The 25762-nt window shown below is 50.8% G+C and carries 24 protein-coding genes, 1 tRNA gene and 1 other RNA gene; 15 read left to right on the plus strand and 11 right to left on the minus strand.

Features of this window, described 5'->3' with window-relative positions; translation table 11 throughout:
* The first annotated feature begins 55 nt into the window (after positions 1–55).
* Both OGV89_RS20405 and agp read left to right on the plus strand, forming a co-directional pair.
* Positions 56–763, plus strand: coding sequence for an ArsR/SmtB family transcription factor (locus OGV89_RS20405; RefSeq protein WP_286559221.1), 708 nt, complete (start codon positions 56–58; stop codon positions 761–763).
* Between the two features lie 87 nt (positions 764–850).
* Positions 851–2092 carry a bifunctional glucose-1-phosphatase/inositol phosphatase gene (agp, locus tag OGV89_RS20410; RefSeq protein ID WP_286559224.1) on the plus strand — a complete coding sequence of 414 codons (1242 nt, stop codon included), beginning with the start codon at positions 851–853 and terminating at the stop codon, positions 2090–2092.
* A gap of 38 nt (positions 2093–2130) precedes the next feature.
* Here agp and OGV89_RS20415 read toward each other — a convergent pair whose 3' ends face one another.
* Entirely contained in the window at positions 2131–2358 is a 228-nt protein-coding gene (locus tag OGV89_RS20415; RefSeq protein ID WP_003036015.1) for a YccJ family protein, read from the minus strand.
* A 20-nt stretch (positions 2359–2378) separates the two neighbouring features.
* Entirely contained in the window at positions 2379–2975 is a 597-nt protein-coding gene (wrbA, locus tag OGV89_RS20420; protein WP_003832057.1) for an NAD(P)H:quinone oxidoreductase, read from the minus strand.
* Between the two features lie 386 nt (positions 2976–3361).
* Between wrbA and OGV89_RS20425 the strand changes: the two genes are divergently transcribed.
* The 3 genes from OGV89_RS20425 (at position 3362) to rutR (ending at position 5308) form a co-directional block, all read left to right on the plus strand.
* Positions 3362–3535 (plus strand): con-10 family general stress protein, encoded by a 174-nt coding sequence (locus OGV89_RS20425; RefSeq protein ID WP_003036022.1) that lies wholly within the window; start codon positions 3362–3364, stop codon positions 3533–3535.
* Between the two features lie 161 nt (positions 3536–3696).
* Entirely contained in the window at positions 3697–4611 is a 915-nt protein-coding gene (locus OGV89_RS20430; RefSeq protein WP_003036024.1) for a DMT family transporter, read from the plus strand.
* A gap of 58 nt (positions 4612–4669) precedes the next feature.
* Positions 4670–5308 (plus strand): HTH-type transcriptional regulator RutR, encoded by a 639-nt coding sequence (gene rutR, locus OGV89_RS20435; RefSeq protein ID WP_003036026.1) that lies wholly within the window; start codon positions 4670–4672, stop codon positions 5306–5308.
* Here rutR and OGV89_RS20440 read toward each other — a convergent pair.
* The gene (locus OGV89_RS20440) at positions 5305–5700 is read right to left on the minus strand and encodes a lysozyme inhibitor LprI family protein (RefSeq protein ID WP_048219137.1); all 396 of its coding nucleotides are present in this window, start codon (positions 5698–5700) and stop codon (positions 5305–5307) included. The genes rutR and OGV89_RS20440 overlap by 4 nt on opposite strands.
* 59 nt (positions 5701–5759) lie before the next feature.
* Positions 5760–9722: a trifunctional transcriptional regulator/proline dehydrogenase/L-glutamate gamma-semialdehyde dehydrogenase gene (putA, locus tag OGV89_RS20445; protein ID WP_286559226.1), complete on the minus strand. Its 3963-nt coding sequence runs from the start codon at positions 9720–9722 to the stop codon at positions 5760–5762.
* Between the two features lie 422 nt (positions 9723–10144).
* Between putA and putP the strand changes: the two genes are divergently transcribed.
* From putP to phoH, 6 genes are all read left to right on the plus strand, one after another.
* Complete coding sequence (putP, locus tag OGV89_RS20450; RefSeq protein ID WP_200002945.1) at positions 10145–11653, plus strand: sodium/proline symporter PutP; 1509 nt, start codon at positions 10145–10147, stop codon at positions 11651–11653.
* 212 nt (positions 11654–11865) lie between these two features.
* Positions 11866–12699, plus strand: coding sequence for an iron uptake transporter permease EfeU (gene efeU / locus OGV89_RS20455; RefSeq protein WP_003036041.1), 834 nt, complete (start codon positions 11866–11868; stop codon positions 12697–12699).
* Between the two features lie 58 nt (positions 12700–12757).
* On the plus strand, positions 12758–13885 hold the full coding sequence (gene efeO, locus OGV89_RS20460) for an iron uptake system protein EfeO (protein WP_003846842.1): 1128 nt from the start codon (positions 12758–12760) through the stop codon (positions 13883–13885).
* Between the two features lie 5 nt (positions 13886–13890).
* Positions 13891–15174: an iron uptake transporter deferrochelatase/peroxidase subunit gene (gene efeB, locus OGV89_RS20465; protein WP_003846839.1), complete on the plus strand. Its 1284-nt coding sequence runs from the start codon at positions 13891–13893 to the stop codon at positions 15172–15174.
* A gap of 247 nt (positions 15175–15421) precedes the next feature.
* Entirely contained in the window at positions 15422–15718 is a 297-nt protein-coding gene (locus tag OGV89_RS20470) for a hypothetical protein (RefSeq protein WP_008320287.1), read from the plus strand.
* Entirely contained in the window at positions 15697–16485 is a 789-nt protein-coding gene (gene phoH / locus OGV89_RS20475) for a phosphate starvation-inducible protein PhoH (RefSeq protein WP_003036052.1), read from the plus strand. Before OGV89_RS20470 ends, phoH begins: the two co-directional genes overlap by 22 nt.
* Positions 16486–16868: 383 nt before the next feature.
* Here phoH and OGV89_RS20480 read toward each other — a convergent pair whose 3' ends face one another.
* From OGV89_RS20480 to OGV89_RS20500, 5 genes are all read right to left on the minus strand, one after another.
* Positions 16869–17783, minus strand: a complete 915-nt coding sequence (locus OGV89_RS20480; RefSeq protein ID WP_087879504.1) for a VirK/YbjX family protein — start codon at positions 17781–17783, stop codon at positions 16869–16871.
* Positions 17784–18728: 945 nt separating this feature from the next.
* Positions 18729–19643, minus strand: coding sequence for an EamA family transporter RarD (gene rarD, locus OGV89_RS20485; RefSeq protein WP_181825636.1), 915 nt, complete (start codon positions 19641–19643; stop codon positions 18729–18731).
* A gap of 567 nt (positions 19644–20210) precedes the next feature.
* Entirely contained in the window at positions 20211–20528 is a 318-nt protein-coding gene (locus OGV89_RS22930; protein ID WP_128295736.1) for a hypothetical protein, read from the minus strand.
* 112 nt (positions 20529–20640) lie between these two features.
* Positions 20641–20777: non-coding RNA, RtT sRNA (locus OGV89_RS20495), on the minus strand.
* A 405-nt stretch (positions 20778–21182) separates the two neighbouring features.
* A tRNA-Ser gene (locus OGV89_RS20500) sits at positions 21183–21270 on the minus strand.
* 236 nt (positions 21271–21506) lie between these two features.
* Here OGV89_RS20500 and ghrA point away from each other — a divergent pair.
* The 4 genes from ghrA (at position 21507) to OGV89_RS20520 (ending at position 24431) form a co-directional block, all read left to right on the plus strand.
* A complete protein-coding gene (gene ghrA, locus OGV89_RS20505; protein ID WP_032948969.1) occupies positions 21507–22445 on the plus strand; it encodes a glyoxylate/hydroxypyruvate reductase GhrA in 939 nt (312 codons plus the stop codon).
* 86 nt (positions 22446–22531) lie between these two features.
* The gene (locus tag OGV89_RS20510) at positions 22532–23269 is read left to right on the plus strand and encodes a phosphatase (protein ID WP_003836800.1); all 738 of its coding nucleotides are present in this window, start codon (positions 22532–22534) and stop codon (positions 23267–23269) included.
* Positions 23270–23292: 23 nt separating this feature from the next.
* Positions 23293–23847, plus strand: a complete 555-nt coding sequence (locus OGV89_RS20515) for a TorD/DmsD family molecular chaperone (protein ID WP_003836798.1) — start codon at positions 23293–23295, stop codon at positions 23845–23847.
* A gap of 101 nt (positions 23848–23948) precedes the next feature.
* Positions 23949–24431: a DUF1097 domain-containing protein gene (locus OGV89_RS20520; RefSeq protein WP_008320293.1), complete on the plus strand. Its 483-nt coding sequence runs from the start codon at positions 23949–23951 to the stop codon at positions 24429–24431.
* Between the two features lie 46 nt (positions 24432–24477).
* Here the strand turns inward: OGV89_RS20520 and csgG are convergent, their stop codons facing one another.
* Together csgG and csgF are read right to left on the minus strand one after the other, a co-directional pair.
* Positions 24478–25311 carry a curli production assembly/transport protein CsgG gene (gene csgG, locus OGV89_RS20525; RefSeq protein ID WP_003036082.1) on the minus strand — a complete coding sequence of 278 codons (834 nt, stop codon included), beginning with the start codon at positions 25309–25311 and terminating at the stop codon, positions 24478–24480.
* 25 nt (positions 25312–25336) lie between these two features.
* Entirely contained in the window at positions 25337–25750 is a 414-nt protein-coding gene (gene csgF, locus OGV89_RS20530) for a curli production assembly/transport protein CsgF (RefSeq protein WP_003036084.1), read from the minus strand.
* Between the last annotated feature and the right edge of the window lie 12 nt (positions 25751–25762).

Below are 25762 nucleotides of genomic sequence, written 5' to 3' on the forward strand. Positions count from 1 at the left end.
TTGCGCGACTTTCATGGCATCGTTAATTCAGAGATTCAGGGTCAATGAGGTCGTTATGGCATCCGTGATGTTACATGAAGAAGAGGGCGATCTGGAGTCGAAAATGGCACTCACTGCGGCAGTGATGGCCGATAAATCGCGCTCGTGTATGCTGTGCGCCCTGATGGATGGCCGCGCCTGGACTGCAACTGAGCTCAGCGCGGTGGCGGATATATCCGCGTCGACCGCCAGCGCGCATCTCGCGCGTCTGTGCGAACAACGTTTTGTTATAGCGTTGGCGCAGGGCAGACATCGTTATTTTCGCCTTGCAGGTTCCGATATCGCTGAACTGCTGGAACGCCTGATGGGCGTTGCGTGGGCGACATCAATGCCCCGGAGAATCACAACGCCGCCAGGTTTGCGGCATGCCCGCACCTGCTACGACCATCTCGCCGGAGAGGTCGCGGTGAGGTTGTTTGATACATTGGTTTCCCGTCAGTGGTTAACGCCGGATGGTGAAACGCTGACTCCTCCTGGCCAGGAAAAGCTGGCCCAGATGGGGATTGTCCTGGCGGCGGGTTCATCCCGGCGGAAGTTAACCTGCGGTTGTCTGGACTGGAGCGAGCGACGTTATCATCCTGGTGGTGTGCTTGGCGCAACGCTGCTGCGCTGGTTCAGTGAACAGCGATGGATAAAAACAGTACAGGGCAGCCGCCACGTCATCTTCACACCTCTTGGCATTCGTAAACTCGAAACCGAGTTTGGTGTTAAAACGACACGCTAGATGGTCTGTTTTGCGAAAGCGTTCCCGGAAATATGTCATATTTCTGTCACACTCTGTTGTGATTGATAACAACAAGAGGTCGTAGGGATGAATAAATCGTTAATCGCCGCCGCTGTGGCAGGGGCTGTATTACTGTCCAACGCCGCGCAGGCGCAGACCGCGCCGGAAGGGTATCAGCTTCAACAAGTATTGATGATGAGTCGGCATAACTTACGTGCACCTTTAGCCAATAATGGCAGCGTTCTTGAACAGTCCACCCCCAAGGAATGGCCAGAATGGGATGTCCCCGGCGGACAACTCACTACTAAAGGCGGTGTGCTGGAAGTCTATATGGGTCACTACATGCGAGAGTGGCTGGCAGAGCAGGGGATGGTGAAATCGGGCGAATGTCCGGCACCGGATACGGTGTATACCTATGCTAACAGTCTGCAGCGTACAGTTGCTACGGCGCAGTTCTTTGTCACCGGTGCCTTCCCTGGTTGCGACGTTCCGGTCCATCATCAGGAAAAAATGGGCACCATGGATCCCACCTTTAATCCGGTGATCACCGATGATTCCGCCGCCTTCAGCCAGCAGGCCGTTCAGGCCATGGAGAAAGAGCGTAGTAAAATGCAGCTCAACGATAGCTATCAGTTGCTTGAGCAAATGACCGACTACAAAGACTCTCCATCCTGTAAAGAAAAACAGCAGTGTTCCCTGACCGATGCCAAAGATACGTTCAGCGCGAAATACCAGCAGGAGCCAGGCGTATCGGGGCCGCTGAAGGTGGGGAATTCGCTGGTCGATGCCTTCACGCTGCAGTATTACGAAGGCTTCCCGATGGACAAGGTTGCCTGGGGCGAGATTAAATCGGATCAGCAGTGGAAGGTTCTGTCGAAGCTGAAAAATGGCTATCAGGACAGCCTGTTCACCTCCCCGGAAGTGGCGCAGAACGTCGCCAAACCTCTGGTGAAATATATTAATAATGCGCTGGTTACGGAACGCGCGAAAGCACCGAAAATAACCGTGCTGGTGGGACATGACTCAAACATCGCTTCGCTGCTCACCGCGCTGGATTTCAAACCATACCAGCTTCACGATCAGAACGAGCGTACGCCGATTGGCGGGAAGATTGTCTTTCAGCGCTGGCATGACAGCAACGCAAATCGTGATCTGATGAAAATCGAGTATGTGTATCAGAGCTCGCTGCAGTTGCGTAATGCAGACGTTCTGACGCTGAAATCCCCGGCGCAGCGCGTAACGCTTGAGCTGAAAGGATGTCCGATAGATGCGGATGGTTTTTGCCCGATAGATAAGTTCGACAGCGTGCTGAATGAGGCGGCTAAATAAAAGAAAAACTCCCCCGTGTTCGCGGGGGAGTCTGAGCGCTAGACGTTTTTACGTTCGATAGTCTGTTCACCCCAAAAGAGCGAATCTTTGTCTGTTTTTTCAAAGGCTTTGATGAGTACCTCATCGCTACCTTCTTCCCAAATTTTTTCCGCCAGTTTCTCGTCATAATGTGCGACTTCAAAAATGGCTTCGGCTATTTCCGGCGATGTATTGCGCAGACTTGCCCATTCGCCGACGCGATGGGCTTTCGCTTCTTGAGTTGGCATTCGAATCCTCCTGTTGAAGATTAGCCGTTGAGTTTTACTGCCAGACCTGCGACATATTCACCCTGATAGCGGGCGATAGATAATTCTTCCTGACTTGGCTGGCGGGAGCCGTCGCCTCCGGCAATGGTGGTTGCACCGTAAGGGGTACCGCCGCGAACTTGAGAGACATCAAACAGCTCTTGCGCCGCGTAACCGATAGGCACAATCACCATCCCATGGTGGGCAAGCGTAGTCCAGGTTGAGGTAATGGTTTGTTCCTGACCGCCGCCGGTTCCCGTTGAGCTGAATACGCTGGCGAGTTTGCCGTACAGACCACCAGAGGCCCACAGCCCGCCAGTCTGGTCGAGGAAGGTACGCATCTGACCGGACATATTGCCAAAGCGCGTGGGGGTACCAAAAATGATGGCGTCGTAATCAGCCAGTTCTTGCGGGGTTGCGACTGGTGCGTTTTGTGTTTTGCCGCCAGCCTTAAGGAAAATCTCAGGCTGCATGGTCTCTGGTACGCGCTTAATAATCACTTCCGCGCCATCTACCTTATTTGCGCCTTCTGCGACTGCATGGGCCATAGTTTCAATGTGTCCGTACATGGAATAATAAAGCACCAGAACTTTTGCCATTTTACACTACTCCTCGAGTTAACCGTGTCCGTAGCGACTCGCTACCTACCTTTAAAGATATGACGTACTGCCAGGAGTGCAAATTTCACAATCACTTCTTTGATTTATAACAATTTTTATAACAACCTGCTTTGTAGCAAAATGATACATATTTAACTGGGTTGAATTCGGTAGTCATAAGAAAGACTTATTGATTTCTTAGGGTGATTATTTGTTTGGCACTCCTGATCCTGTTGCAGGATATTACAGTTAGCGTCTGCCCAGTCCACGCTTCACTATGCTTAATCCCACGCAGTTATTTTCAGGGCCTTGCCCGTAACGCTGCGTGAGGTATCACTCCTCAGTACCTATGCAATATGATGTCTAATCAATGACGGAGGTCAGTAATGGCAAACCATCGGGGCGGTTCCGGCAACTTTGCGGAAGACCGCGAAAGAGCATCAGAAGCAGGTCGAAAAGGTGGCCAGCACAGCGGGGGCAACTTTAAGAATGACCCGCAACGCGCTTCAGAGGCAGGCAAAAAAGGGGGCAAAAATAGCCACGGCAACAACAAATCGTAATTGTCGGGCTATCTGTCAGATATGTCGTGACGGATGAGCGTCAGAGACAGACGTTACGTAGCCACCGCCGCCGGATCCTTCCGGCGGTTTTTTTTGTCTGCAAGGTTGAACTGTAACAAAACGCAACGCAGACTAATGACATTCAGTTAATCGGGTGTCTCATGTCATTACTCTCTCGTTATTCCTTTTCTGTTAAACCTCAGGAAGCGATCCTCATTGTGATCACCATGTTCTGGGGTGGCACGTTTCTGGCGGTGCAATATGCCGTTACCCTGAGCGGGCCTTTTTTCTTTGTCGGTGTGCGTTTTGCCACTGCCGCGCTGGCGGTCGCGATTTTGTCGTTACACACACTGCATAAGCTGACATGGCTGGAAGTCAAAGCAGGGGTTGCAATCGGTATCGCCATTGCGCTGGGTTATAGCCTGCAAACCTGGGGGCTACAGTTTATTCCCAGCAGTAAATCGGCGTTTATTACCGCGATGTACGTTCCGTTGGTACCGCTTTTACAATGGCTGTGTCTGGGGCGCATGCCTGGACTGATGCCGTGCGTCGGTATTGTACTGGCCTTTATCGGATTGATTTTTCTCGCCGGACCGGGAGGCAATTTACTGGCTTTAGGCGAAGGTGAGTGGATCACGCTCGCCGGTGCGGTGGCGATTGCGGCAGAAATTATCCTGATTAGCGCGTGGGCGGGAAAAGTGGATGTACGGCGGGTAACGGTAGTGCAACTGGCAACGGCTTCGATAGTGGCGTTTATTGCGATGGGACCAGCCGGAGAGACCGTACCGCCAATGTCTACCGGATTGCTGGTGGTGGCGCTGGGGCTGGGGATTTTCAGCGCGATTATTCAGGTCACCATGAACTGGGCGCAGCGTAGCGTTTCGCCGACGCGCGCGACGGTTATTTATACCGGTGAGCCGGTGTGGGCGGGGATCTTTGGCCGTCTGGCGGGTGAACGCTTACCGCTACTTGCATTGCTTGGTGCGGCATTCATTATTGTTGGCGTGCTGGTCAGCGAGCTAAAGTTCAAAAAGAAAAAAGCGCAGCCGCAAGAGGCGCCTCCGGAATCGCTTTAATTTAACCATTCACCGCGTGATTTGGTATGCTGACGCCCTCACAAGAAGGAGAGGGCGCATGGTCCAACGCGCAGAGAAAAAAACAGGTAAGCGTTCGCAGGCCGTCAGTGCAAAACGCCAGGCCATATTAACCGCGGCATTAAATATCTTCTCCCAATATGGGATCCACGGCACGCGCCTGGAACAGGTGGCAGAACAGGCTGGCGTGTCAAAAACCAATTTACTTTATTACTACCCGTCAAAAGAGGTGCTTTATATTGCCGTTTTACGGCAGATCCTCGACATCTGGCTGGCTCCATTGAAAGCTTTTCGCGAAGACTTTGCGCCGCTGGTGGCCATCAAAGAATACATTCGCCTTAAGCTGGAAGTGTCGCGCGATTACCCTCAGGCATCACGGCTGTTTTGTATGGAGATGCTGGCCGGAGCGCCTTTATTGATGGCAGAATTGGAGGGGGATCTCAAAACGCTAATTGATGAGAAATCCGCGCTGATTGCCGGTTGGATCAAAAGCGGAAAACTGGCTCCGGTCGATCCGCATCATCTGATTTTTATGATTTGGGCTTCAACTCAGCACTACGCCGACTTTGCCCCACAGGTAGAGGCGGTGACAGGCGCAACGCTGCGTGATGAAGCCTTTTTTAACCAAACGGTCGAGAGCGTACAGCGGATGATTATTGAAGGGATCCGCGTGCGTTAACTGGCCGGTGGTAAAGGGCAGCTTAAATCGCCTTCTTCACACTGCAAGAGCGAGGCGAGAAACGCTTCGCGCTCGTTGGTCTTATCCGTCAGGCACTGGCTGGTAATCATCGCCTGAACGCTACCGCCTTCGGTGCCAGAACTGAGTAATGCACAGTCCGCATCGCGCAAAGTTATCCAGGATATTTGCGCTTTTTTCAGTAAATCGCGCTGGGTTGGAGCGGCGCGCTTCAGCGCATTCTGATAAGTTTCATTAAGTTTGGCGTCGGCCGCCTTATACTGCTCAGCCGCACAGGTGTTCATCTCAATCTGCGTGTTCGCGTTGGCGCAGTCATCCGCCAGCGCCTGGCCGCTCAGCAGCAGCGCTACACATGTCAGTACGATTCGTTTCATGCTTCCCTCTGGCTTCATAAAAAAAGGCCCCGTTACCGGAGCCTTAATTAACCACAACCTTAGCCGATTGTCATCAGGCTGGCGTTCCCGCCAGCTGCGGCGGTATTGACGCTCAGGGAGCGTTCAATGTACAGCCTCTCCAGCAGAATATTGCTCTCGCCACGGGCAAAGCCCTGGACCGACACAATCGCCCCTTCGCGGGCCGCCACTGCTTCACACAGTGCGCGAAGCTGATCGGAATCGCCGTGGAAAATAACGGCATCAAACGGCTGCGTGGCGATGTTGTCCGCTTTGGCAAACTGAATGCGCCCGGAGACCGCGGCTGGCAGGCGTTTTGCCAGGTCGCGATGGAACGTATCATCTGGCCACAGGATTAAGCTACCAACGGAAGTTACAGCGGCAACCTGTACCAGTGCGTCCTGTTCATCATCGGCGATACATAGAACGCGTTCACGCGGCAACAGCGTCCAGGTATTGCGCTCGCCGGTGGGTCCTGGCAGCAGGCGTTGCGTTCCGGCCTGCGCCAGTTCGCCAAACTGCTGGCAGAGCGCACGCAGTGCTGGACGGTCGGTTGCCCATTCGCTGAGCGCTTCCAGCGGTTGAACGAGTGCGGCTTTAAGCTGCGCATCGACCGGGTAGTCTGCATCCTGGCGGGCAAGGGTAATGCCTAACGCATTTTCCGGACGGTTTGCCAGCAGGCGGTACAGATACAGCGGCCCACCCGCTTTTGGCCCGGTTCCTGACAAGCCTTCACCACCGAATGGCTGCACGCCGACGACGGCGCCGACCATATTGCGGTTAACATACAGGTTCCCCACATGTGCTGAGCCCGTGACCTGGGCGATGGTTTCATCGATACGGGTGTGTACGCCCAGCGTCAGACCGTAGCCGGAGGCATTAATTTGCTCAATCAGGCTGCCCAGATTATTACGGGTGTAACGCACGACGTGCAGTACCGGACCAAACACCTCTTTTTGTAATTCATCGAAGCTTTCCAGCTCAATAAGCGTCGGGGCGATAAAGGTACCGGTTTGCCATTCCCGCGCATCGTCGCTATTTTCGCGCACGGCCTGGAACACCGGACGCCCTTTGGCGCGCATGGCCTGAATATGGCGCTCAATATTGGCTTTGGCTTCTTCATCGATAACCGGTCCAATATCGGTGGTCAGGCGGCCCGGGTTACCCATGCGGCATTCCGCCATCGCGCCGCGCAGCATTTTCAGCGTATGGTCGGCTACATCGTCCTGCAGACACAGGACGCGAAGCGCAGAGCAGCGCTGCCCGGCGCTGTCAAAGGCAGAAGCCAGGACGTCGACCACCACCTGTTCCGTCAGCGCGGAGGAGTCGACGATCATGGCGTTCATCCCGCCGGTTTCGGCGATAAGCGGGATTGGACGTCCCTGAGCATCCAGGCGGGTCGCGATATTGCGTTGCAACAGCGTGGCAACTTCCGTTGAGCCAGTAAACATGACGCCGCGTACGCGCTCATCGGAAGTGAGCTGCGCCCCGACCGTTTCGCCCTGACCAGGCAACAGTTGCACCACGCCTGGCGGTACACCTGCTTCGAGTAAAATGGCAATACCCTGGGCGGCAATCAGCGGGGTTTGTTCCGCGGGTTTTGCCAGCACGCTGTTGCCCGCCGCCAGCGCGGCGGCAATCTGCCCTGAGAAAATAGCCAGCGGGAAGTTCCAGGGGCTGATACAGACTACCGGCCCTAACGGACGATGGGTTTCATTATCGAAGTCATCGCGGACCTGACCGGCATAATAGTGCAGGAAATCTACCGCTTCGCGCACTTCCGCAATGGCGTTACTGAAGGTTTTACCTGCTTCGCGCACCAGAATGCCAATCAATTGCTGCATCTGGCCTTCCATTAGAACGGCGGCGCGATGCAAAATAGCGGCGCGCTCTTGTGGCGGTGTGGCGAACCAGATCGGCGCGTTATTTACTGCGTTCTGCAATGCCTGTTCCACTTCGCTGTGAGTCGCTTCTCGCACGTAACCGACAATGTCTTTCGGTTCGGCCGGGTTGAGGACTGGCGTCATTTCACCGTCAGCAACCGGATGTTCGAGTATTGGCTTAGCGTGCCATTTTTGCAGCGCGCTGTTGAGCAGGGCGGAGGACAGTGAGGCCAGACGATGTTCGTTAGCTAAATCCAGCCCGCCTGAGTTTTCGCGGCCTTTACCGTACAGGTCACGCGGCAGGGCAATCTTCGGATGTGGCAGACCAGCCTGGCCTTCCTGCTGCGCCAGTTTTTCAACGGCTTCGACCGGGCAGGCTACCAGTTCATCCAGCGGCAGGGTAGTGTCTGCAATGCGGTTGACGAATGAAGTGTTGGCGCCGTTTTCCAGCAGACGACGCACCAGATACGCAAGCAGCGTTTCATGCGTGCCTACCGGTGCATAAATGCGGCATGGACGGTTCAGTTTGCCATCGGCAACTTTACCGGTGACCTGCTCATATAGCGGTTCGCCCATACCGTGCAGGCACTGGAACTCGTACTGACCCGGATAGTAGTTTTGACCGGCTAACTGATAAATCGCCGCCAACGTATGGGCGTTGTGGGTGGCGAACTGCGGGTAGATCAGATTCGGTACCGCAAGCAGTTTTTTCGCACAGGCCAGATAGGAAACGTCGGTGTACACCTTACGGGTATAGACCGGATAACCTTCCAGACCGTCCATTTGCGCACGTTTGATTTCGCTATCCCAGTAGGCGCCCTTAACCAGGCGGATCATCAGGCGACGGCGGCTGCGCGTGGCGAGGTCAATCAGGTAGTCGATAACATACGGGCAGCGCTTCTGGTAGGCTTGAATAACAAAGCCGATACCGTTCCAGCCCGCCAGTTCAGGTTCAAAACACAGTTTTTCCAGCAGATCGAGGGAGATCTCCAGTCGGTCTGCCTCTTCAGCATCGATATTGATACCGATGTCGTACTGGCGGGCCAGCAGAGTAAGCGACTTCAGACGCGGATAGAGTTCATCCATCACGCGGTCATACTGCGCGCGGCTATAACGCGGATGCAACGCCGACAGCTTGATAGAAATGCCCGGCCCTTCATAGATGCCGCGACCATTTGAGGCTTTACCAATGGCGTGGATTGCCTGTTGGTACGAAACCATATAAGCCTGGGCATCAGCGGCGGTTAGAGCCGCTTCACCCAGCATGTCATAAGAGTAGCGGAAACCTTTTTCTTCCAGTTTACGCGCGTTAGCCAGCGCTTCGGCGATAGTCTCTCCGGTGACGAACTGCTCGCCCATCAAGCGCATTGCCATGTCGACGCCTTTACGCACCAGTGGTTCACCGCTCTTGCCGATAATACGGTTGAGTGAGCGTGAAAGGCTGGCTTCATTATGCGTAGAAACCAGACGACCGGTAAACAACAGTCCCCAGGTCGCCGCGTTGACGAAAAGTGACGGACTGCGTCCAATGTGCGACTGCCAGTTGCCGTTGCTGATTTTGTCGCGGATTAACGCATCGCGGGTTGCCTTATCAGGAATACGCAGCAAGGCTTCCGCCAGACACATCAGCGCGACGCCTTCCTGTGAAGAAAGGGAGAATTCCTGCAATAAACCTTGTACCATCCCGGCGCGGCCGCTGGCGGTCTTCTGGTTACGCAGTTTGTCGGCCAGGCTGTACGCCAGCTTGTGCGCTTGCTCTGCGATGGGTTGCGGCAGACGAGCCTGCTCCATCAGCATCGGCACTGCGTCGGTTTCGGCGCGGCGGTACGCGGCGGTGATTGCTGCGCGGGAAACTGACTGCGGCAGGATCTGTTCGGCAAATTCCAGGAAAGGCTGATGCGCTTCATTCTGCGGCGTGGTTGACTCCTCACCCTCATTCGCGGCACCCGCCAGCAGGGCCGGTAGTTCAGGAAGCGCGTCGTCATTTTCCAGTCTTTCGAGATAATTAAAGATGGCTTGTTTGATCAGCCAATGTGGCGTGCGATCGATTCGTGATGCTGCTGTTTTAATACGCTCGCGAGTGGCGTCATCCAGCTTAACCCCCATCGTGGTGGTTCCCATGCCGTTTACTCCTGTTGTACTGAAATACGGGTCTGATAGTTACCGAGAAATATCCACTATGTTGCAACTTTGTGCAACCGTGTTAAATGTGACTTGGTTTGCAAGCTTGGAAATGAATGAGATGTTAATAAATATGAGTCTTATGATGTGGGCTGTAAAAATTACAGAATCTTTTTCTCTGCGGTAGTTAACACTTTTAAAAGGTGCAACCGAAAAAAATGTGAGAGAGTGCAACCTACAGAAAAATGCTATCTACTCTGGATCAAATTTGATGTAAATGGTGTGTTAAATCGATTGTGAATAACCATCGCTTCCGGCAGGATACGGTCGCCCTGGTCAACATAGATATCTTTGCCACGTTCCGGCAGGGTAATAAAACGGCAAGCCACGGCATTGCTGATACATAATTTTGGAGAGTTTTGATGGCTATTAGCACACCGATGTTAGTGACATTCTGTGTCTATATTTTCGGCATGATATTGATAGGGTTTATTGCATGGCGTTCAACCAAAAACTTTGACGATTACATTCTGGGGGGACGCAGTCTGGGTCCGTTCGTGACCGCGTTATCCGCTGGGGCGTCTGACATGAGCGGCTGGTTGCTGATGGGTCTGCCTGGCGCAATTTTCCTGTCGGGCATTTCAGAAAGCTGGATCGCCATCGGCCTTATTTTGGGCGCCTGGATCAACTGGAAGCTGGTGGCCGGACGTTTACGCGTACACACCGAATACAATAACAATGCGCTGACGTTACCGGATTACTTTACCGGTCGCTTTGAAGATAAAAGCCGAATTCTGCGTATTATCTCCGCGTTGGTTATTCTGCTGTTTTTCACCATCTATTGTGCTTCAGGGATTGTGGCAGGGGCGCGTCTGTTTGAAAGCACCTTTGGCATGAGCTACGAAACAGCGCTGTGGGCGGGCGCGGCCGCGACGATCATTTATACCTTTATTGGTGGTTTTCTGGCGGTAAGCTGGACGGATACCGTCCAGGCCAGCCTGATGATCTTTGCTCTCATCCTGACGCCGGTAATGGTCATTATTGGCGTAGGTGGATTTGAAGATTCGCTGGAAGTGATTAAACAAAAGAGCATTGAGAACGTGGACATGTTCAAAGGGTTGAATTTTGTTGCCATCATTTCCCTGATGGGCTGGGGTCTGGGTTACTTTGGCCAGCCGCATATTCTGGCGCGCTTTATGGCGGCAGATTCCCACCATAGCATCGTTCATGCTCGCCGTATCAGCATGACCTGGATGATCCTGTGTCTGGCGGGTGCCGTGGCCGTAGGCTTCTTTGGTATTGCTTACTTTAACAACAACCCACAGCTTGCCGGTGCCGTTAACCAGAACGCCGAGCGTGTGTTTATTGAACTGGCGCAAATACTGTTTAACCCATGGATTGCCGGTATTCTGCTGTCTGCGATCCTCGCTGCGGTTATGTCGACTCTGAGCTGCCAGTTGCTGGTGTGCTCCAGCGCAATCACCGAAGATTTGTACAAAGCGTTCCTGCGTAAAAATGCCAGCCAGAAAGAGCTGGTATGGATTGGCCGCATCATGGTGCTGGTCGTGGCGTTGGTGTCCATCGCGCTGGCGGCGAATCCGGAGAACCGCGTACTTGGTCTGGTAAGCTATGCCTGGGCCGGCTTCGGCGCGGCGTTTGGTCCGGTAGTCCTGTTCTCCGTAATGTGGTCGCGTATGACCCGCAACGGCGCGCTGGCAGGGATGATCATCGGTGCGGTGACGGTAATCGTCTGGAAGCAGTTCGCCTGGCTGGGTCTGTATGAAATTATCCCGGGCTTTGTTTTCGGCAGCATCGGTATTGTGGTCTTCAGCCTGTTGGGTAAAGCACCTTCAACTGCTATTCAGCAACGTTTTGCCGAGGCTGACGCGCATTATCACTCAGCTCCGCCATCGCGTTTACAGGCAGAATAATTTATCACCTGTCCCTGAAGCCCGCCGTGCGCGGGCTTTTTATTGCGCCCCCGCAAACCTGCATAACCATTACCCGCCTAACTGTTTACATTAAGTCATCATTCTCAAAACATTCTGCTTGAGTTTTTCTTTGCTGTAATGATAATCACTATCACTGTAATTTACTTTTCTTTTCATCAATTGACCGAGAATAACGTTTAAGGGTTCTTCGCATGTTTGTTCCATTTCTAATTATGTTGCGCGAAGGGTTAGAGGCCGCGCTGATTGTCAGCCTGATTGCCAGCTACCTGAAACGGACTCAGCGTGGTCGATGGATTGGTGTGATGTGGATTGGTGTTCTGCTGGCGGCGGCGTTATGCCTGGCGTTAGGGATTTTCATCAACGAAACCACCGGTGAATTTCCGCAAAAAGAACAGGAGCTGTTTGAAGGCATCGTGGCGGTCATTGCCGTGGTGATCCTCACCTGGATGGTGTTCTGGATGCGTAAAGTTTCCCGCAACGTCAAAGTCCAGCTTGAACAGGCTGTCGATAACGCGTTGCAACGCGGTAATCATCACGGTTGGGCGCTGGTGATGATGGTCTTTTTTGCTGTTGCGCGAGAAGGGCTGGAATCGGTGTTCTTCCTGCTGGCGGCATTCCAGCAGGATGTAGGCATCTGGCCGCCGTTAGGCGCGATGCTGGGACTGGCTACCGCAGTGGTACTGGGATACCTGATTTACCTCGGCGGCATTCGCCTCAACCTCGGGGCATTCTTTAAATGGACCAGCCTGTTCATTTTGCTGGTAGCAGCCGGTCTTGCCGCTGGGGCGATCCGCGCTTTCCACGAAGCCGGGTTGTGGAATCATTTTCAGGATGTGGCGTTTGACCTGAGCAGTGTGCTGTCGACGCATTCGCTGTTTGGCACATTGATGGAAGGCATTTTCGGCTATCAGGAAGCGCCAAGCGTTAGTGAAGTCGCTGTCTGGTTTATCTACCTGATTCCGGCGTTGATTATGTTTGCACTACCGCCGCGTTCAGGCACTACGGCATCGCGTACCGCACCTTGATAAAAACGCGATGCAGAATACTTTTTAGTTACAACATACTTATTTATAGGGATAGGTTATGACGTTTAATTTTCGCCGTAGTGCGCTGCAGTTGGGTATTGCCGCGCTGTTTGCATCCGCTTTTTCTGCACAAGCCGCCGATATTCCGCAGGTGAAAGTCACGGTTAACGACAAACAGTGTGAACCGATGACGATCACGGTTAACGCCGGGAAAACGCAGTTCATCATCCAGAACCACAGCCAGAAAGCGCTGGAGTGGGAAATTCTTAAAGGCGTTATGGTGGTTGAAGAGCGCGAAAACATTGCACCAGGCTTTAGCCAGAAAATGACCGCTAACCTGCAGCCTGGCGAATATGATATGACCTGCGGTCTGTTGACTAACCCGAAAGGCAAACTGATCGTAAAAGGCAGCGCAACGGCGGATGCCGCACAGAGCGATGCTCTGCTGAGTCTGAGCGGCGCGATTACCGAATATAAAGCTTATGTGACAGCTGAAACCGCGCAGTTGGTTGCGGGCACTAAAGCCTTCACTGATGCGATTAAAGCAGGCGATCTGGAAAAAGCGAAATCGCTGTATGCGCCAACCCGTCAGCATTATGAGCGTATTGAACCGATTGCTGAACTGTTCTCCGATCTCGACGGCAGCATCGATGCGCGTGAAGATGATTATGAGCAAAAAGCCGCCGATCCTAAATTCACCGGCTTCCACCGTCTGGAGAAAGCGCTGTTTGGCGACAATACCACCAAAGGTATGGATAAATACGCCGACCAATTAAATAGCGATGTTCTTGACCTGCAAACGCGTATTAGCGAGCTGGCTTTCCCACCGTCTAAAGTTGTTGGCGGGGCAGCAGGACTGATTGAAGAAGTTGCTGCCAGCAAAATCAGTGGGGAAGAAGATCGCTACAGCCATACCGATCTGTGGGATTTCCAGGCCAACGTCGATGGCGCGCAGAAAATTGTCGATCTCCTGCGTCCTCAGTTGCAAAAATCCAATGCTGAGCTGCTGGCGAAGGTGGATGCGAACTTCAAAAAGGTCGATACCATTCTGAGCAAGTACCGTACCAAAGACGGTTTTGAAACCTATGACAAACTGACTGATGCCGATCGTAATGCGCTGAAAGGGCCAATCACGACGCTGGCGGAAGACTTGTCGCAATTACGCGGTGTTCTGGGGCTGGATTAAGCACTATGCAGCAAGATAATGAAAACGGCGTGAGCGAACCGTCACGCCGACGTTTACTGAAAGGGATGGGCGCCCTGGGTGGGGCGCTGGCGCTGGCGGGTGGGTGTCCGGTTGCCCACGCGCAAAAACCGCAAAGCGCGCCGGGAACGCTGTCTCCGGATGCGCGTAGTGAAACGCAGCCGTTTTATGGTCAGCATCAGGCGGGGATCCTGACGCCGCAGCAGGCATCAATGATGCTGGTGGCATTCGATGTTCTCGCCAGCGATAAGGCCGATCTTGAGCGTTTATTCCGGTTGTTGACTAGCCGATTTGCGTTTCTGACCACCGGTGGACCGGCACCGGATACGCCCAATCCGCGTCTCCCTCCTATGGATTCAGGTATCCTCGGCGCTTACATTGCGCCAGACAACCTGACGATGACGTTGTCGGTTGGTTCATCGTTGTTCGATGAACGTTATGGCCTGAAACCGCAGATGCCGAAAAAGCTGCAAAAAATGACCCGCTTCCCGAATGATTCGCTGGATGCGGCGCTGTGCCATGGCGATTTGCTGCTGCAGATTTGTGCCAACACCCAGGACACTGTCATCCACGCGTTGCGCGATATCATTAAACATACGCCCGATCTCCTCAGCGTGCGCTGGAAACGTGAAGGGTTTATTTCTGACCACGCAGCGCGCAGCAAAGGCAAAGAGACCCCGGTCAACCTGCTTGGCTTTAAAGACGGTACCGCGAATCCGGACGCTACGGATGCGAAGTTGATGCAAGACGTGGTGTGGGTGACGGATGGGCAGGGCGAACCTGCCTGGGCGCAAGGTGGCAGTTATCAGGCCGTCAGGCTCATTCAGTTCCGCGTTGAGTTCTGGGATCGTACGCCGCTGAAAGAGCAGCAAACGATTTTTGGTCGTGATAAACACACCGGCGCGCCGCTGGGTATGCAGCATGAGCATGATGTGCCTGACTATGCCAGTGATCCTGAAGGTGAGGTGATTGCGCTCGATAGTCATATCCGCCTGGCAAACCCGCGCACGAAAGAGACCGACTCGAGCCTGATGATGCGTCGTGGCTACAGTTATTCGCTCGGTGTGACCAATTCCGGTCAACTGGATATGGGGCTGTTGTTTGTTTGCTATCAACACGATCTGGAAAAAGGATTTTTGGCGGTGCAGAAACGTCTGAATGGTGAAGCGCTCGAAGAGTATGTCAAACCGATTGGCGGGGGATATTTCTTTGCTTTGCCGGGTGTTAAAACTGCAGACAATTATCTGGGACAGTCTCTGCTCGAAGCCTGATGATTATGCCCCGCAGTACAGCGGGGTTTTTCCTGATATCTTGATGAAGGAACAAATTATTTTTTATGATCGGTATGCGACTGAAATAATTCTGTCATCTCTCTGCAAGAGACTGTCTCTGGTGATAAGATAGAATTTAAGTTAACAATAAGTAAAAATATTGTTGCATTAGCGAAAGGTTATGATGTAATTATAAGTAATAGCGGTAGTTCCCGGCGGTGATAGTCATTCACTATGGAGATCGCGAATGGAAAAGTCCTGTACTGGACACGTTTTTCACAGTAACAGCAGTACCTTACGCGGACGTTTCTCTTCCGGTAGCCACCTCGTCACCGCTAAATCTCTCTCTCATTCACTTCTTATCCTTGTTACTGACGCCCTGTACGGTGCGCGTAGCCGTGTGTGGCGTCTTATCCGAAAGCAAGCAATGGCTTACAAGGAAGCCAACCCTCAGATGTTCGTGCGCATAATCGTGCCGCCAACGGCGCGTGTGATGTATACCTACAACTCAAGGTGCTATCCATGGGAAGACAAAAAGCAGTGATCAAAGCTCGTCGTGAAGCAAAACGTGTGCTGAGGCGGGATTCGCGTAGTCATAAGCAACGTGAAGATGAATCGGTCACCTCGCTTGTGCAGATGGGCGGCGTAGAAGCGATCGGTATGGCGCGTGACAGTCGCGACGCCACGCCAATCACGGCGCGAAATGAAGCTCAGGCGCACTACCTGAATGCTATCGAGAGTAAACAGCTGATCTTCGCCACCGGTGAAGCCGGGTGTGGTAAAACCTGGATCAGCGCGGCAAAAGCTGCAGAGGCTCTGATCCACAAAGACGTGGACCGGATCATTGTAACCCGTCCAGTTCTGCAAGCTGATGAAGACCTCGGCTTCTTACCTGGAGATGTTTCCGAGAAGTTCGCTCCCTATTTTCGCCCCGTGTATGACGTGCTGGTGAAACGGCTGGGAGCCTCCTTCATGCAATATTGCCTGCGACCTGAGATTGGTAAGGTGGAAATCGCGCCGTTCGCCTATATGCGTGGACGTACATTTGAAAATGCAGTGGTCATTCTTGACGAGGCTCAGAACGTCACTGCTGCGCAAATGAAGATGTTTTTGACCCGCCTCGGGGAGAATGTGACGGTGATTGTGAATGGGGATGTGACCCAGTGCGATCTTCCAGCTCACGTTCGCTCAGGACTAAGCGATGCGCTGGCCCGTTTCGAAGAAGATGATATGGTTGGGATCGTTCGTTTCAATAAAGACGATTGCGTCCGCTCGGCGCTCTGTCAGCGGACGCTCAACGCTTACAACTGATAAGTACTCCGTCTTCAAGGCCCGGGAAACCGGGCTTTGTTATTTGTGTGTTGTTAAGTAAATTTTAGAAATTGAAATAGTATGCTCTGATGAAATAGAACATCGAAAACGAGTAGAAACCAGGATATCTGAAGTCGAGGGGGAACCTTGCCTGACTTGAGATATGTCAAAAGTTTGATTTATGAACTGTGGAATAGAGAACACCTTATTTTAGACTCATGCGTTTATCCAGTGATGAATGCGTCTCGCGGATCAGCGACCCGTTGAGCTCACAGCACTCAGCGGACGTTCGTGTAATGGTTCGCCAACGCGGAACGATAGCTACGCTTTTATCGAGATGTCGCATTCATCAGCCAGTTTCTGAGCTGAGTTACGACATTATGTTACATCTGATTTTGCAGAAGAATCATGATTTCCTCATTAATATGATCCAACAGGTCATACCGTCTCCGGTATTCCGCGCGTTTTTTACTGGCAAGCTCATTAAATGACTTACGCTCTACATAAATTGGCAACTTATACCAATTACCGTATGGACGACCAGCAACTGATTCCCAAAAATCACTGTACAGGGCAACAAAGTATTTACGTTTCTTGTACCGGTATCGCCATTGCCTGAAAACATGGCTCTGTTCACTAACTGCTAAAATATTAGTGATATCACAGCAACGCATCAATGAACAAAGAACCTCAAAAACGATCCGCTTAGGGAATAGTCCATAGCAGGCTTTAGTAGCGTCACGAATAATGTCTGGGCCAATATTTTTTGGTGCCCCCTGCAGACCGCCAATAAATGCACAATGTCCTTTTTTTGACGGGATAACCGAGAAGGACAATCGGGCTACCGGGGTGTTGTTAAAACTCAGAGATAACATCAGTTCTCCTTCACGATCAAAACCGCCTGAAGAACAGTGAATATCAAAATCCTCACCATTTTTTCCGGTAAAATGGACCAATAGCACATCTCTGTCGGGTAATAATAACGCCTGGTGTTTCACTGGTAAACTCTGGACAAAACGGTAGTGACCAATAATGTTTTTCCTTCGATTCCATGCCAGCCCTCCTTTATGTAAATAGGGACGATGAATTTTGGCTGGTAACGTAGGTTGCATCTCCAGAATCTTATCAATTGATTTAAGGGAATGTAATTCTTGATAATACCGAACACTGGAGACAGGACTTATCATAGATCGTAAAAGATACATGAGTCGAAATTTTTTGTTCTTCCATTTGCTATGCAAAGGGCCCCGTGCCAATAGAATTTGGTTAAAGAAACTTAGATATGATGTATTTTTCATAAGTATTCATTATTAATTCAGGGTGTTTAAATTTATTTACGTGCAAGGTGTAAATACTGGAATCTCTGACGCTGTTTTGTTAATGCGAAACATTTTGAAAATAAATTTATATCTGACATGCCTGTTTTGTTGATAATCATTAGGCGCTCTCTCGTCCGCATATCCTGATGAAAATAATTTTTTTCATTCTACAGAGAAGAACATATATATTTGTTAAACAAAGTATACTTTACAAACATACCGATGTTCATTGAGTAAACTGGTAGGTTGACTTGTCAACCACATAACGAAGTAAATCATGTGATTCAGCGAGCCATGGGTGTTTGGAAAACGCACGACTTTGAACGTCAGGACAAATTTTGAACGATGACAGCTATCACAATTGGCTGTATTCCCGCGCAATACGCCGGTTTTCGTGGATTATTGTCAAATTGAATAACTTAAATTGGGATATACACATTCCTGACTTTCTTTCCGGATATAATGCCCAGTATATTTTTGGTAACCTTTTGTACTGAAAGGAGTTTGCATTGTATGGTTATGAAACAGGCCCGCAAAACAATACCAAGGGGAACCTGATTCGCTGGCTGACGCACGAATAGGGTACTGCCGTTAAGAATATTTCCGGATACAGAGACTTTACCGATCGGCCGCAACATTCTCTGGTCACTCACGTTCTCAGAGAAATGCACTAGCTCGATGCCTGGTTGCAGTGCGACAGTGTTCCGGGGGATTCACCGGTGATGAACAGTGTCAATCTGTATAAAGGTATCGGAAAAATTTTTTTGTCCGGCTTTAACCATGAACATGCAGTCAACTGTCCTATGTACCTAAATGACGTGGTAATCTTGAATAAACAAACTCGAGTTGTTTACTCATTCATACCTGAGCGCGTGTTCCAGGGAAACGAATAAGCGTACTGAGTTTTATATTCTGGCATGTACATCACCGTAAAGTGCCTGCAGGATGATTACTTTCAGACCGTGGAGGATTACGTCGGTAATGATAGTAAAGACTCTCAAATATACATAGCAACAATCCAAACCATACCGCTGAAAAACAAAATAGCTCGGAGTAATTAATAACTTCTCCAAATATAAGTATGGCAATGAGAAATTGCAAAGATGGTTCTATATACTGAGCAAGACCTGTCACAATAAGAGATGTACGATTTAGCGCTACTGCAAATAACACTAACGGAATTACTGTAACGGGAGCGGTTAATATATAAAGGAACAGAGAGATGTCAGATGATGTAGTTATACTCGAGCCAGTATAGATAAAGATGAAAAGAGCAACAGGTAGAGCCCAGAATGTTTCAAGCGTGATTGAGGTTATTGCATCGTAATGGATAAATTTTCGCGCCAGTCCGTACAATGCAAATGAAAACCCCATGATTAACGCTAGTGAAGGAAAACTGTTTGCGGAAATAATCTGATAGCCAAGACCACATGCACCGGATATTACTGCTATAAGTTGAAATAATGATGGTTTTTCTTTAAGGAAAACACAGCCAAGGCAAATGACAATAAGTGGGTTGATAAAATATCCCAGACTGGCGTCAAGTACCTTATGATTTGTTAATGCATAAATAAAAGCTGACCACGAAATTACCATTAGCAAGCCTGCTATCATGCAGGATATGAAGGAGGTTTTATCCTTCAGTAAATCGCGAAAAAACGTTCTCTTACGAAATAATAATCTTATTGGCAGTAATAGAGGTATAGACCAGAAAACTCTGTAGATCAAAATTTCAGCGAGGGCTCCGCCAGATAGATATTGATAAAACAATGGGATCAGGCCCCATAATATAAATGCCAGAACAACAACTGCGGGTCCATTTCGCAGAAACTTTACCATTTATGTGTATCCTTGCTTGCCATACCGACATGTTCTTCTGAAGAGCATTGTCAACCCTTCACTCTGGCATGTACCTGCTCTTAAGAGAAACGTGTGCTGTTACAGTACTCAATCTCATTTACAGTCAGGGTGATATAAAAAACAAGGTGAAATTTATCATAATCGTATCTATAAAATGATGATAAAAATCAAGGGGAAGACTTCCGATTTGTATTGCGGGCTGGATCATCTTTCAGACGTCTGACGGGGAGTATTTGCCTTTCCCTGATTTCCTCGTCAATATCAAATAAGCACTCGTCGCAGAATTCTTTATCGAGTGAGAGCCACTGTTCAAAGACGCTCCTTTTCTTATTACACCGTGCGCATCTCTTCATCACATCATCCTTTATGCTATTTCCCTGCCGAGCTTCCAGGACAAAAGGTGTTCGCTCCTAAATAAGACAGGAATTAGATTTATAAACAATCAGTTAAATTCGTTTTAGAGATTGTGGCACAGGGACAATCATGCGGGATAATTCATTTTGCAGATCAATTTTTACGTAATCGATCGACGAAATCGATCGATGCTTACACCCCTGTATTACACACCATTCGTGATGCTGCCGGACTCACAACACCTGGCCAGCATTCCTTGCTTAAGCGCATCATTACCGGGTGCAATGCCGCGCTGGAATAAATTAAAGCGATGCTCCACCAGCTTGCTGATATCTCAGCACAACCGGGAGTATTGGCGGGCAAACTGCGCAGGACTAGGCAATGGGTGATGGCTTCCGCTGCTGGTTGCTTGAGAAAGAGTAAACCGCTATGAAGGTCATTACCTGCAATCTGGACCGGAGGATCTGGCGTGATTTGATGAAGAAATCCGGCATGATAAGTCTCATGCATGCCGCTACCAGCGATAAGTAGAGCAGAAACCTTGAGCGGGGCGATATCCCCGCCAGGCTGTGTAACATACGAAAAAAAAGCCCGTACTTGCGTACGAGCTCTTCTTAAGATATGGCGGTGAGGCGGGGATTGACTCGCTTCGCTCGCCCTGCGGGCAGCCTGTTCGCTGTGCTCTCAGTCTGTCCAACTGGCTGCGCCAGTAGTCGAACCCCGGTCCGGGCTTCTCATCCCCGCCAGGCTGTGCAATATGCGAAAAAAAAGCCCGTACTTGCGTACGAGCTCTTTTTTAAATATGGCGGTGAGGCGGGGATTGACTCGCTTCGCTCGCCTGCGGGCAGCCTGTTCGCTGTGCTCTCAGTCTGTCCAACTGGCTGCGCCAGTAGTCGAACCCCGGTCCGGGCTTCTCATCCCCGCCAGGCTATGCAATATGCGAAAAAAAAGCCCGTACTTGCATACGAGCTCTTCTTTAAATATGGTGGTGAGGCGGGGATTGACTCGCTTCGCTCGCCCTGCGGGCAGCTTGTTCGCTGTGCTCTCAGTCTGTCCAACTGGCTGCGCCAGTAGTCGAACCCCGGTCCGGGCTTCTCATACCCGCCATGCTGTGCAACATACGAAAAAAAAGCCCGTACTTGCGTACGAGCTCTTCTTAAGATATGGCGGTGAGGCGGGGATTCGAACCCCGGATACGTTGCCGTATACACACTTTCCAGGCGTGCTCCTTCAGCCACTCGGACACCTCACCATATTGTTGTTCCTGTGCTACCGGAACGGGCGCTAATGTAGGGGAAACACCGCCCCGTCGTCAATCAACTTTTTGAAAAAAATGTGCATTTACACAAACTTCAAGCAACATGGAGCATAAATAAGCGGGAATTGTTTTTTTTGCCAGCATCCTAAAATTTGCTACTCTGATGTTCCCTCGGAAAATGATGATAATAAGTGCGAGAAAGTTCCGCACAACAATGTTCAGGAGACAATGTGGATATAATTTTCTATCACCCAACATTCGATACGACCTGGTGGATTAATGCGTTGGCAAAGGCAATACCTGGTGCAAACGTTCGTGAGTGGAAAGCGGGTGATAATGCACATGCTGACTATGCGCTGGTCTGGCATCCGCCGGTTGAAATGCTCGCAGGACGAAAATTAAAAGCCGTATTTGCGCTGGGTGCGGGCGTCGATTCTATTCTCAGTAAACTCAATGCTCATCCGGAAATGTTGGATGCGTCGATCCCGCTTTTCCGTCTGGAAGATACGGGTATGGGCCTGCAAATGCAGGAATATGCGGTTAGTCAGGTGCTGCACTGGTTTCGTCGCTTTGATGATTATCAGGCATTGAAAAATCAGGCGAAATGGCAACCGTTGCCAGAATATACTCGTGAGGAGTTTACCGTCGGGATCATGGGGGCAGGTGTATTGGGCGCAAAAGTTGCCGAAAGCCTGCAAGCATGGGGATTCCCACTGCGCTGCTGGAGCCGTTCGCGTAAATCCTGGTCTGGCGTGGAAAGCTTCGCCGGTACTGAGGAACTGGGCGCGTTTTTGAGCCAAACTCGTGTGCTTATCAACCTCCTGCCTAATACGGCAGAAACCATAGGTATTATTAACGCTGATTTACTTAGCCAATTGCTGGATGGCGCCTACGTACTGAACCTGGCGCGTGGCGTTCATCTCAATGAAGACGATCTTCTGGCATCGCTGGACAGCGGCAAGGTGAAAGGTGCCATGCTGGATGTCTATAGCCGTGAACCGCTGCCGGAAACCAGTCCTCTGTGGAAACATCCGCGTGTGGCAATGACGCCGCATATTGCCGCGGTAACGCGCCCGGCGGAGGCGGTGGACTATATCTCCCGCACGATTTTGGATCTTGAGAGCGGGAAATCCGTTACGGGTCAGGTCGATCGCGTTCGGGGATACTAATGCTAACCCGGCGGATGCCGGGTTTCAGCTAATAAATAGCGGCGATACCTGCTATCCTTGACGAAAAATGACTACAGGAGAGAGTTATGTATCCCGTTGACCTGCATATGCATACCGTCGCCAGCACCCACGCCTACAGCACCTTAAGTGATTACATCGCTGAAGCCCGTCGCAAAGGCATCAAGCTGTTTGCTATTACCGATCATGGACCGGACATGGCGGACGCGCCTCACCACTGGCACTTTATCAATATGCGTATTTGGCCACGTGTTGTAGATGGCGTAGGGATCCTGCGCGGCATTGAGGCGAATATTAAGAATATTGAAGGCGAAATTGACTGTTCAGGTCCGATGTTTACCTCTCTGGACCTCATTATTGCGGGCTTCCATGAGCCAGTTTTTGCACCTCACGATAAAGAAACCAATACCCAGGCAATGATAGCCACGATGGCCAGCGGTAATGTGCACATCATTAGCCATCCGGGAAATCCCAAGTATCCGGTTGATATTACTGCAATTGCCCAAGCGGCGGCAAAGTACCAGGTTGCACTGGAAATCAATAACTCTTCGTTTTTGCATTCGCGTAAGGGCAGTGAGGATAATTGTCGTGCGGTTGCTGCGGCTGTGCGCGATGCTGGCGGCTGGGTGGCGTTAGGGTCGGATTCACATACTGCTTTCACGCTGGGAGAGTTTGGCGAATGCCGTAAAATCCTGGATGATGTTAATTTCCCTGAAGACAGAATTTTAAACGTCACACCTAAACGCCTGTTGGCGTTTCTGGAATCGCGAGGCATGGAGCCGATCGCGGAATTTGCTGAACTGTAATTGTTACTAACTGGAATATATCAATGAACGAGTTTTCTATCCTGTGTCGTGTACTGGGCTCGCTGTTTTATCGCCAACCGCAGGACCCTTTACTGGTTCCCCTGTTTACCTTAATTAGTGAAGGTAAACTGTCCGCCAACTGGCCGTTGGAACAGGACGAACTGCTCACTCGTCTGCAGAAGAGCTGCGATATGCCCCAACTGGCTGCAGATTACAACGCGCTGTTTGTCGGTGAAGAGTGTGCTGTGCCGCCTTATCGTAGCGCCTGGGTAGAAGGGGCGAAAGAATCGGATGTTCGTGCATTTCTTTCTGCCCGCGGCATGCCGCTGGCAGATACGCCGGCAGATCACATTGGTACGCTGTTGCTGGCGGCTTCATGGCTTGAAGACCAGTCTGCGGAAGATGAAAGTGAGGCGCTTGAAACCTTGTTTGTAGACTACCTGCTGCCCTGGTGTGGTACGTTCCTTGGCAAAGTTGAGGCGCACGCAAACACGCCGTTCTGGCGTACCATGGCGCCGCTAACACGTGATGCTATTAGTGCAATGTGGGACGAATTGCAGGAAGATACTGACGAATAAATGTGATTTAAATCACTTTAAACTGCAACGCAAATTATATGCTTGCATAAATTGTGTGCACGATCTCATTCCTATGCCGTTTTTCTGCTAAGATACGCGGCATGAACATACTTCTCTCAATTGCAATCACAACGGGCATTCTCTCTGGGATCTGGGGATGGGTGGCCGTTTCTCTTGGCTTACTCAGTTGGGCTGGCTTTCTGGGGTGCACGGCCTATTTCGCCTGCCCGCAAGGTGGGCTAAAAGGACTGTGGATCTCGGCGTGTACGCTGCTAAGCGGTGTGGTGTGGGCGTTGGTGATTATTAACGGTAGCGCGCTTGCCCCGCATATGGACATTATTGGTTATGTCATGACGGGAATTGTCGCGTTTCTGATGTGTATCCAGGCAAAGCAATGGTTGCTTTCATTTGTACCGGGCACGTTTATTGGCGCATGTGCAACATTTGCAGGGCAGGGCGACTGGCGACTGGTTGTACCGTCACTGGTACTGGGCCTGGTATTCGGCTATGCGATGAAAAACAGTGGTCTGTGGCTGGCATCTCGCCGTGAAAATCGAATATCGCCGACGCTGACCAGTAAATAAAAAAGCGTGAGGGTTTTCCTCACGCTTTTTATGCAGTAAAGATCCATCAGGATTCTGGCGGTACCGACATATGGCGGTATTTAACCAGAATGTCATTATCAACTTGTTTCTTATCCTGCAAATCCCACAATCCGCGATCGATGCCGTCATTAATTAAGAAGATAACGCCTGTTTCAATCGCTGACATCAGACAAAGCATAACCGGTTCGTTAGAGGTGTAGCCAATTTCACCTTCCAACAGACGCTGGTAGTCAATAAAGCGGAACACTCCAGCCTGTACTTCATAAGACAAAATGGTTTTACTGGTGTTCACTGACGACAGGATCTCACCGGTGCTGACGTTAACTACGCGCAGGTTTACCGCTATCTGGTCGAGCTGGTATTGCGTATCGGCGCCAATACCGAAATAACGCGCACCGACACCACCCGATTTAACGTTGCTTTCATAACCGATAATTGACCCTTCCACCATGACGTTTGCCGCGGTCAGGGACTGTAGCGGGATCCGGTTATTAATCGCAACCGTACCGTTTTCCTGAGCCGCTCGAATGATTTTACGTTCGTTCAGCAAGTTCTGTAGCCCCTGACGTTCCAGAGGGACGAACCAACGAGAATCTTTCAATGCGGTGACAAGCATAGCCGTGGCGCTTTGCGGGACGGCGGTAGAGAAGTTACTTGCCGGGTAAGGTTTAAATTGGCCAGTCTCATCCTGAATGTTGTATACCGACACAAAGATCTTACCTGTAGGCATAGGCAGATGCGTCAAATCTTTATAGCTTTGGGCCCGGGGCATTAATGTCGGCTTAGCGGCTTCTTGAGGCGGAGCTGTTAAACATCCGCTGAGTAAAATTACTGCCACCATGATAAGTAAGCGCTGCATGATTTTTTCCTTTCGTGGCTATAATTTAGAAATCGGTCGACTGATTTTGTAAACCCGACACTTCAATAGTCGACGTTCTCCCCGTTTTCCTGTCCGTGACATTCAGTTGCAGTTGCCCATCCCGGTTGGCGATATCAACGATAAAATCGCTGGTTACCATCCTCCCCGGTTTACCGGTATTGATATTGGTGAGCAAGCCACCGAGTATTTGCGACTGTATTGCCTGGGTAAAGTTATCCAGTGCTGATGGGGTTTCAATCCCGTAATCGCCAGCACTCGGATCCTTATACGAGTTTTGCGCCTGAGCGCTGTTCAGTAAAAAAGAGCCGTTGTTTGGGTTGCCACCAAAGTTAGGGTTGCGGAACTGGAACGTCATATTTCCGGCCCAACTTAATGGTGAAATCAGCATGAGTAAAACCACTGCATGTTTGACACGCATGAAAGCCTCCGG

It is taken from the genome of Citrobacter sp. Cf125 (genome assembly GCF_030333935.1).
GTDB lineage: Bacteria > Pseudomonadota > Gammaproteobacteria > Enterobacterales > Enterobacteriaceae > Citrobacter > Citrobacter freundii.

What these genes read in the sequence shown, in the direction of transcription:
- OGV89_RS20405 (WP_286559221.1), top strand. Translation starts at nt 56, where the DNA reads ATGGCATCCGTGATGTTACATGAAGAAGAGGGCGATCTGGAGTCGAAA.
- agp (WP_286559224.1), top strand. Translation starts at nt 851, where the DNA reads ATGAATAAATCGTTAATCGCCGCCGCTGTGGCAGGGGCTGTATTACTG.
- OGV89_RS20415 (WP_003036015.1), bottom strand. Translation starts at nt 2,358, where the DNA reads ATGCCAACTCAAGAAGCGAAAGCCCATCGCGTCGGCGAATGGGCAAGT.
- wrbA (WP_003832057.1), bottom strand. Translation starts at nt 2,975, where the DNA reads ATGGCAAAAGTTCTGGTGCTTTATTATTCCATGTACGGACACATTGAA.
- OGV89_RS20425 (WP_003036022.1), top strand. Translation starts at nt 3,362, where the DNA reads ATGGCAAACCATCGGGGCGGTTCCGGCAACTTTGCGGAAGACCGCGAA.
- OGV89_RS20430 (WP_003036024.1), top strand. Translation starts at nt 3,697, where the DNA reads ATGTCATTACTCTCTCGTTATTCCTTTTCTGTTAAACCTCAGGAAGCG.
- rutR (WP_003036026.1), top strand. Translation starts at nt 4,670, where the DNA reads ATGGTCCAACGCGCAGAGAAAAAAACAGGTAAGCGTTCGCAGGCCGTC.
- OGV89_RS20440 (WP_048219137.1), bottom strand. Translation starts at nt 5,700, where the DNA reads ATGAAACGAATCGTACTGACATGTGTAGCGCTGCTGCTGAGCGGCCAG.
- putA (WP_286559226.1), bottom strand. Translation starts at nt 9,722, where the DNA reads ATGGGAACCACCACGATGGGGGTTAAGCTGGATGACGCCACTCGCGAG.
- putP (WP_200002945.1), top strand. Translation starts at nt 10,145, where the DNA reads ATGGCTATTAGCACACCGATGTTAGTGACATTCTGTGTCTATATTTTC.
- efeU (WP_003036041.1), top strand. Translation starts at nt 11,866, where the DNA reads ATGTTTGTTCCATTTCTAATTATGTTGCGCGAAGGGTTAGAGGCCGCG.
- efeO (WP_003846842.1), top strand. Translation starts at nt 12,758, where the DNA reads ATGACGTTTAATTTTCGCCGTAGTGCGCTGCAGTTGGGTATTGCCGCG.
- efeB (WP_003846839.1), top strand. Translation starts at nt 13,891, where the DNA reads ATGCAGCAAGATAATGAAAACGGCGTGAGCGAACCGTCACGCCGACGT.
- OGV89_RS20470 (WP_008320287.1), top strand. Translation starts at nt 15,422, where the DNA reads ATGGAAAAGTCCTGTACTGGACACGTTTTTCACAGTAACAGCAGTACC.
- phoH (WP_003036052.1), top strand. Translation starts at nt 15,697, where the DNA reads ATGGGAAGACAAAAAGCAGTGATCAAAGCTCGTCGTGAAGCAAAACGT.
- OGV89_RS20480 (WP_087879504.1), bottom strand. Translation starts at nt 17,783, where the DNA reads ATGAAAAATACATCATATCTAAGTTTCTTTAACCAAATTCTATTGGCA.
- rarD (WP_181825636.1), bottom strand. Translation starts at nt 19,643, where the DNA reads ATGGTAAAGTTTCTGCGAAATGGACCCGCAGTTGTTGTTCTGGCATTT.
- OGV89_RS22930 (WP_128295736.1), bottom strand. Translation starts at nt 20,528, where the DNA reads ATGCATGAGACTTATCATGCCGGATTTCTTCATCAAATCACGCCAGAT.
- OGV89_RS20510 (WP_003836800.1), top strand. Translation starts at nt 22,532, where the DNA reads ATGTATCCCGTTGACCTGCATATGCATACCGTCGCCAGCACCCACGCC.
- OGV89_RS20515 (WP_003836798.1), top strand. Translation starts at nt 23,293, where the DNA reads ATGAACGAGTTTTCTATCCTGTGTCGTGTACTGGGCTCGCTGTTTTAT.
- OGV89_RS20520 (WP_008320293.1), top strand. Translation starts at nt 23,949, where the DNA reads ATGAACATACTTCTCTCAATTGCAATCACAACGGGCATTCTCTCTGGG.
- csgG (WP_003036082.1), bottom strand. Translation starts at nt 25,311, where the DNA reads ATGCAGCGCTTACTTATCATGGTGGCAGTAATTTTACTCAGCGGATGT.
- csgF (WP_003036084.1), bottom strand. Translation starts at nt 25,750, where the DNA reads ATGCGTGTCAAACATGCAGTGGTTTTACTCATGCTGATTTCACCATTA.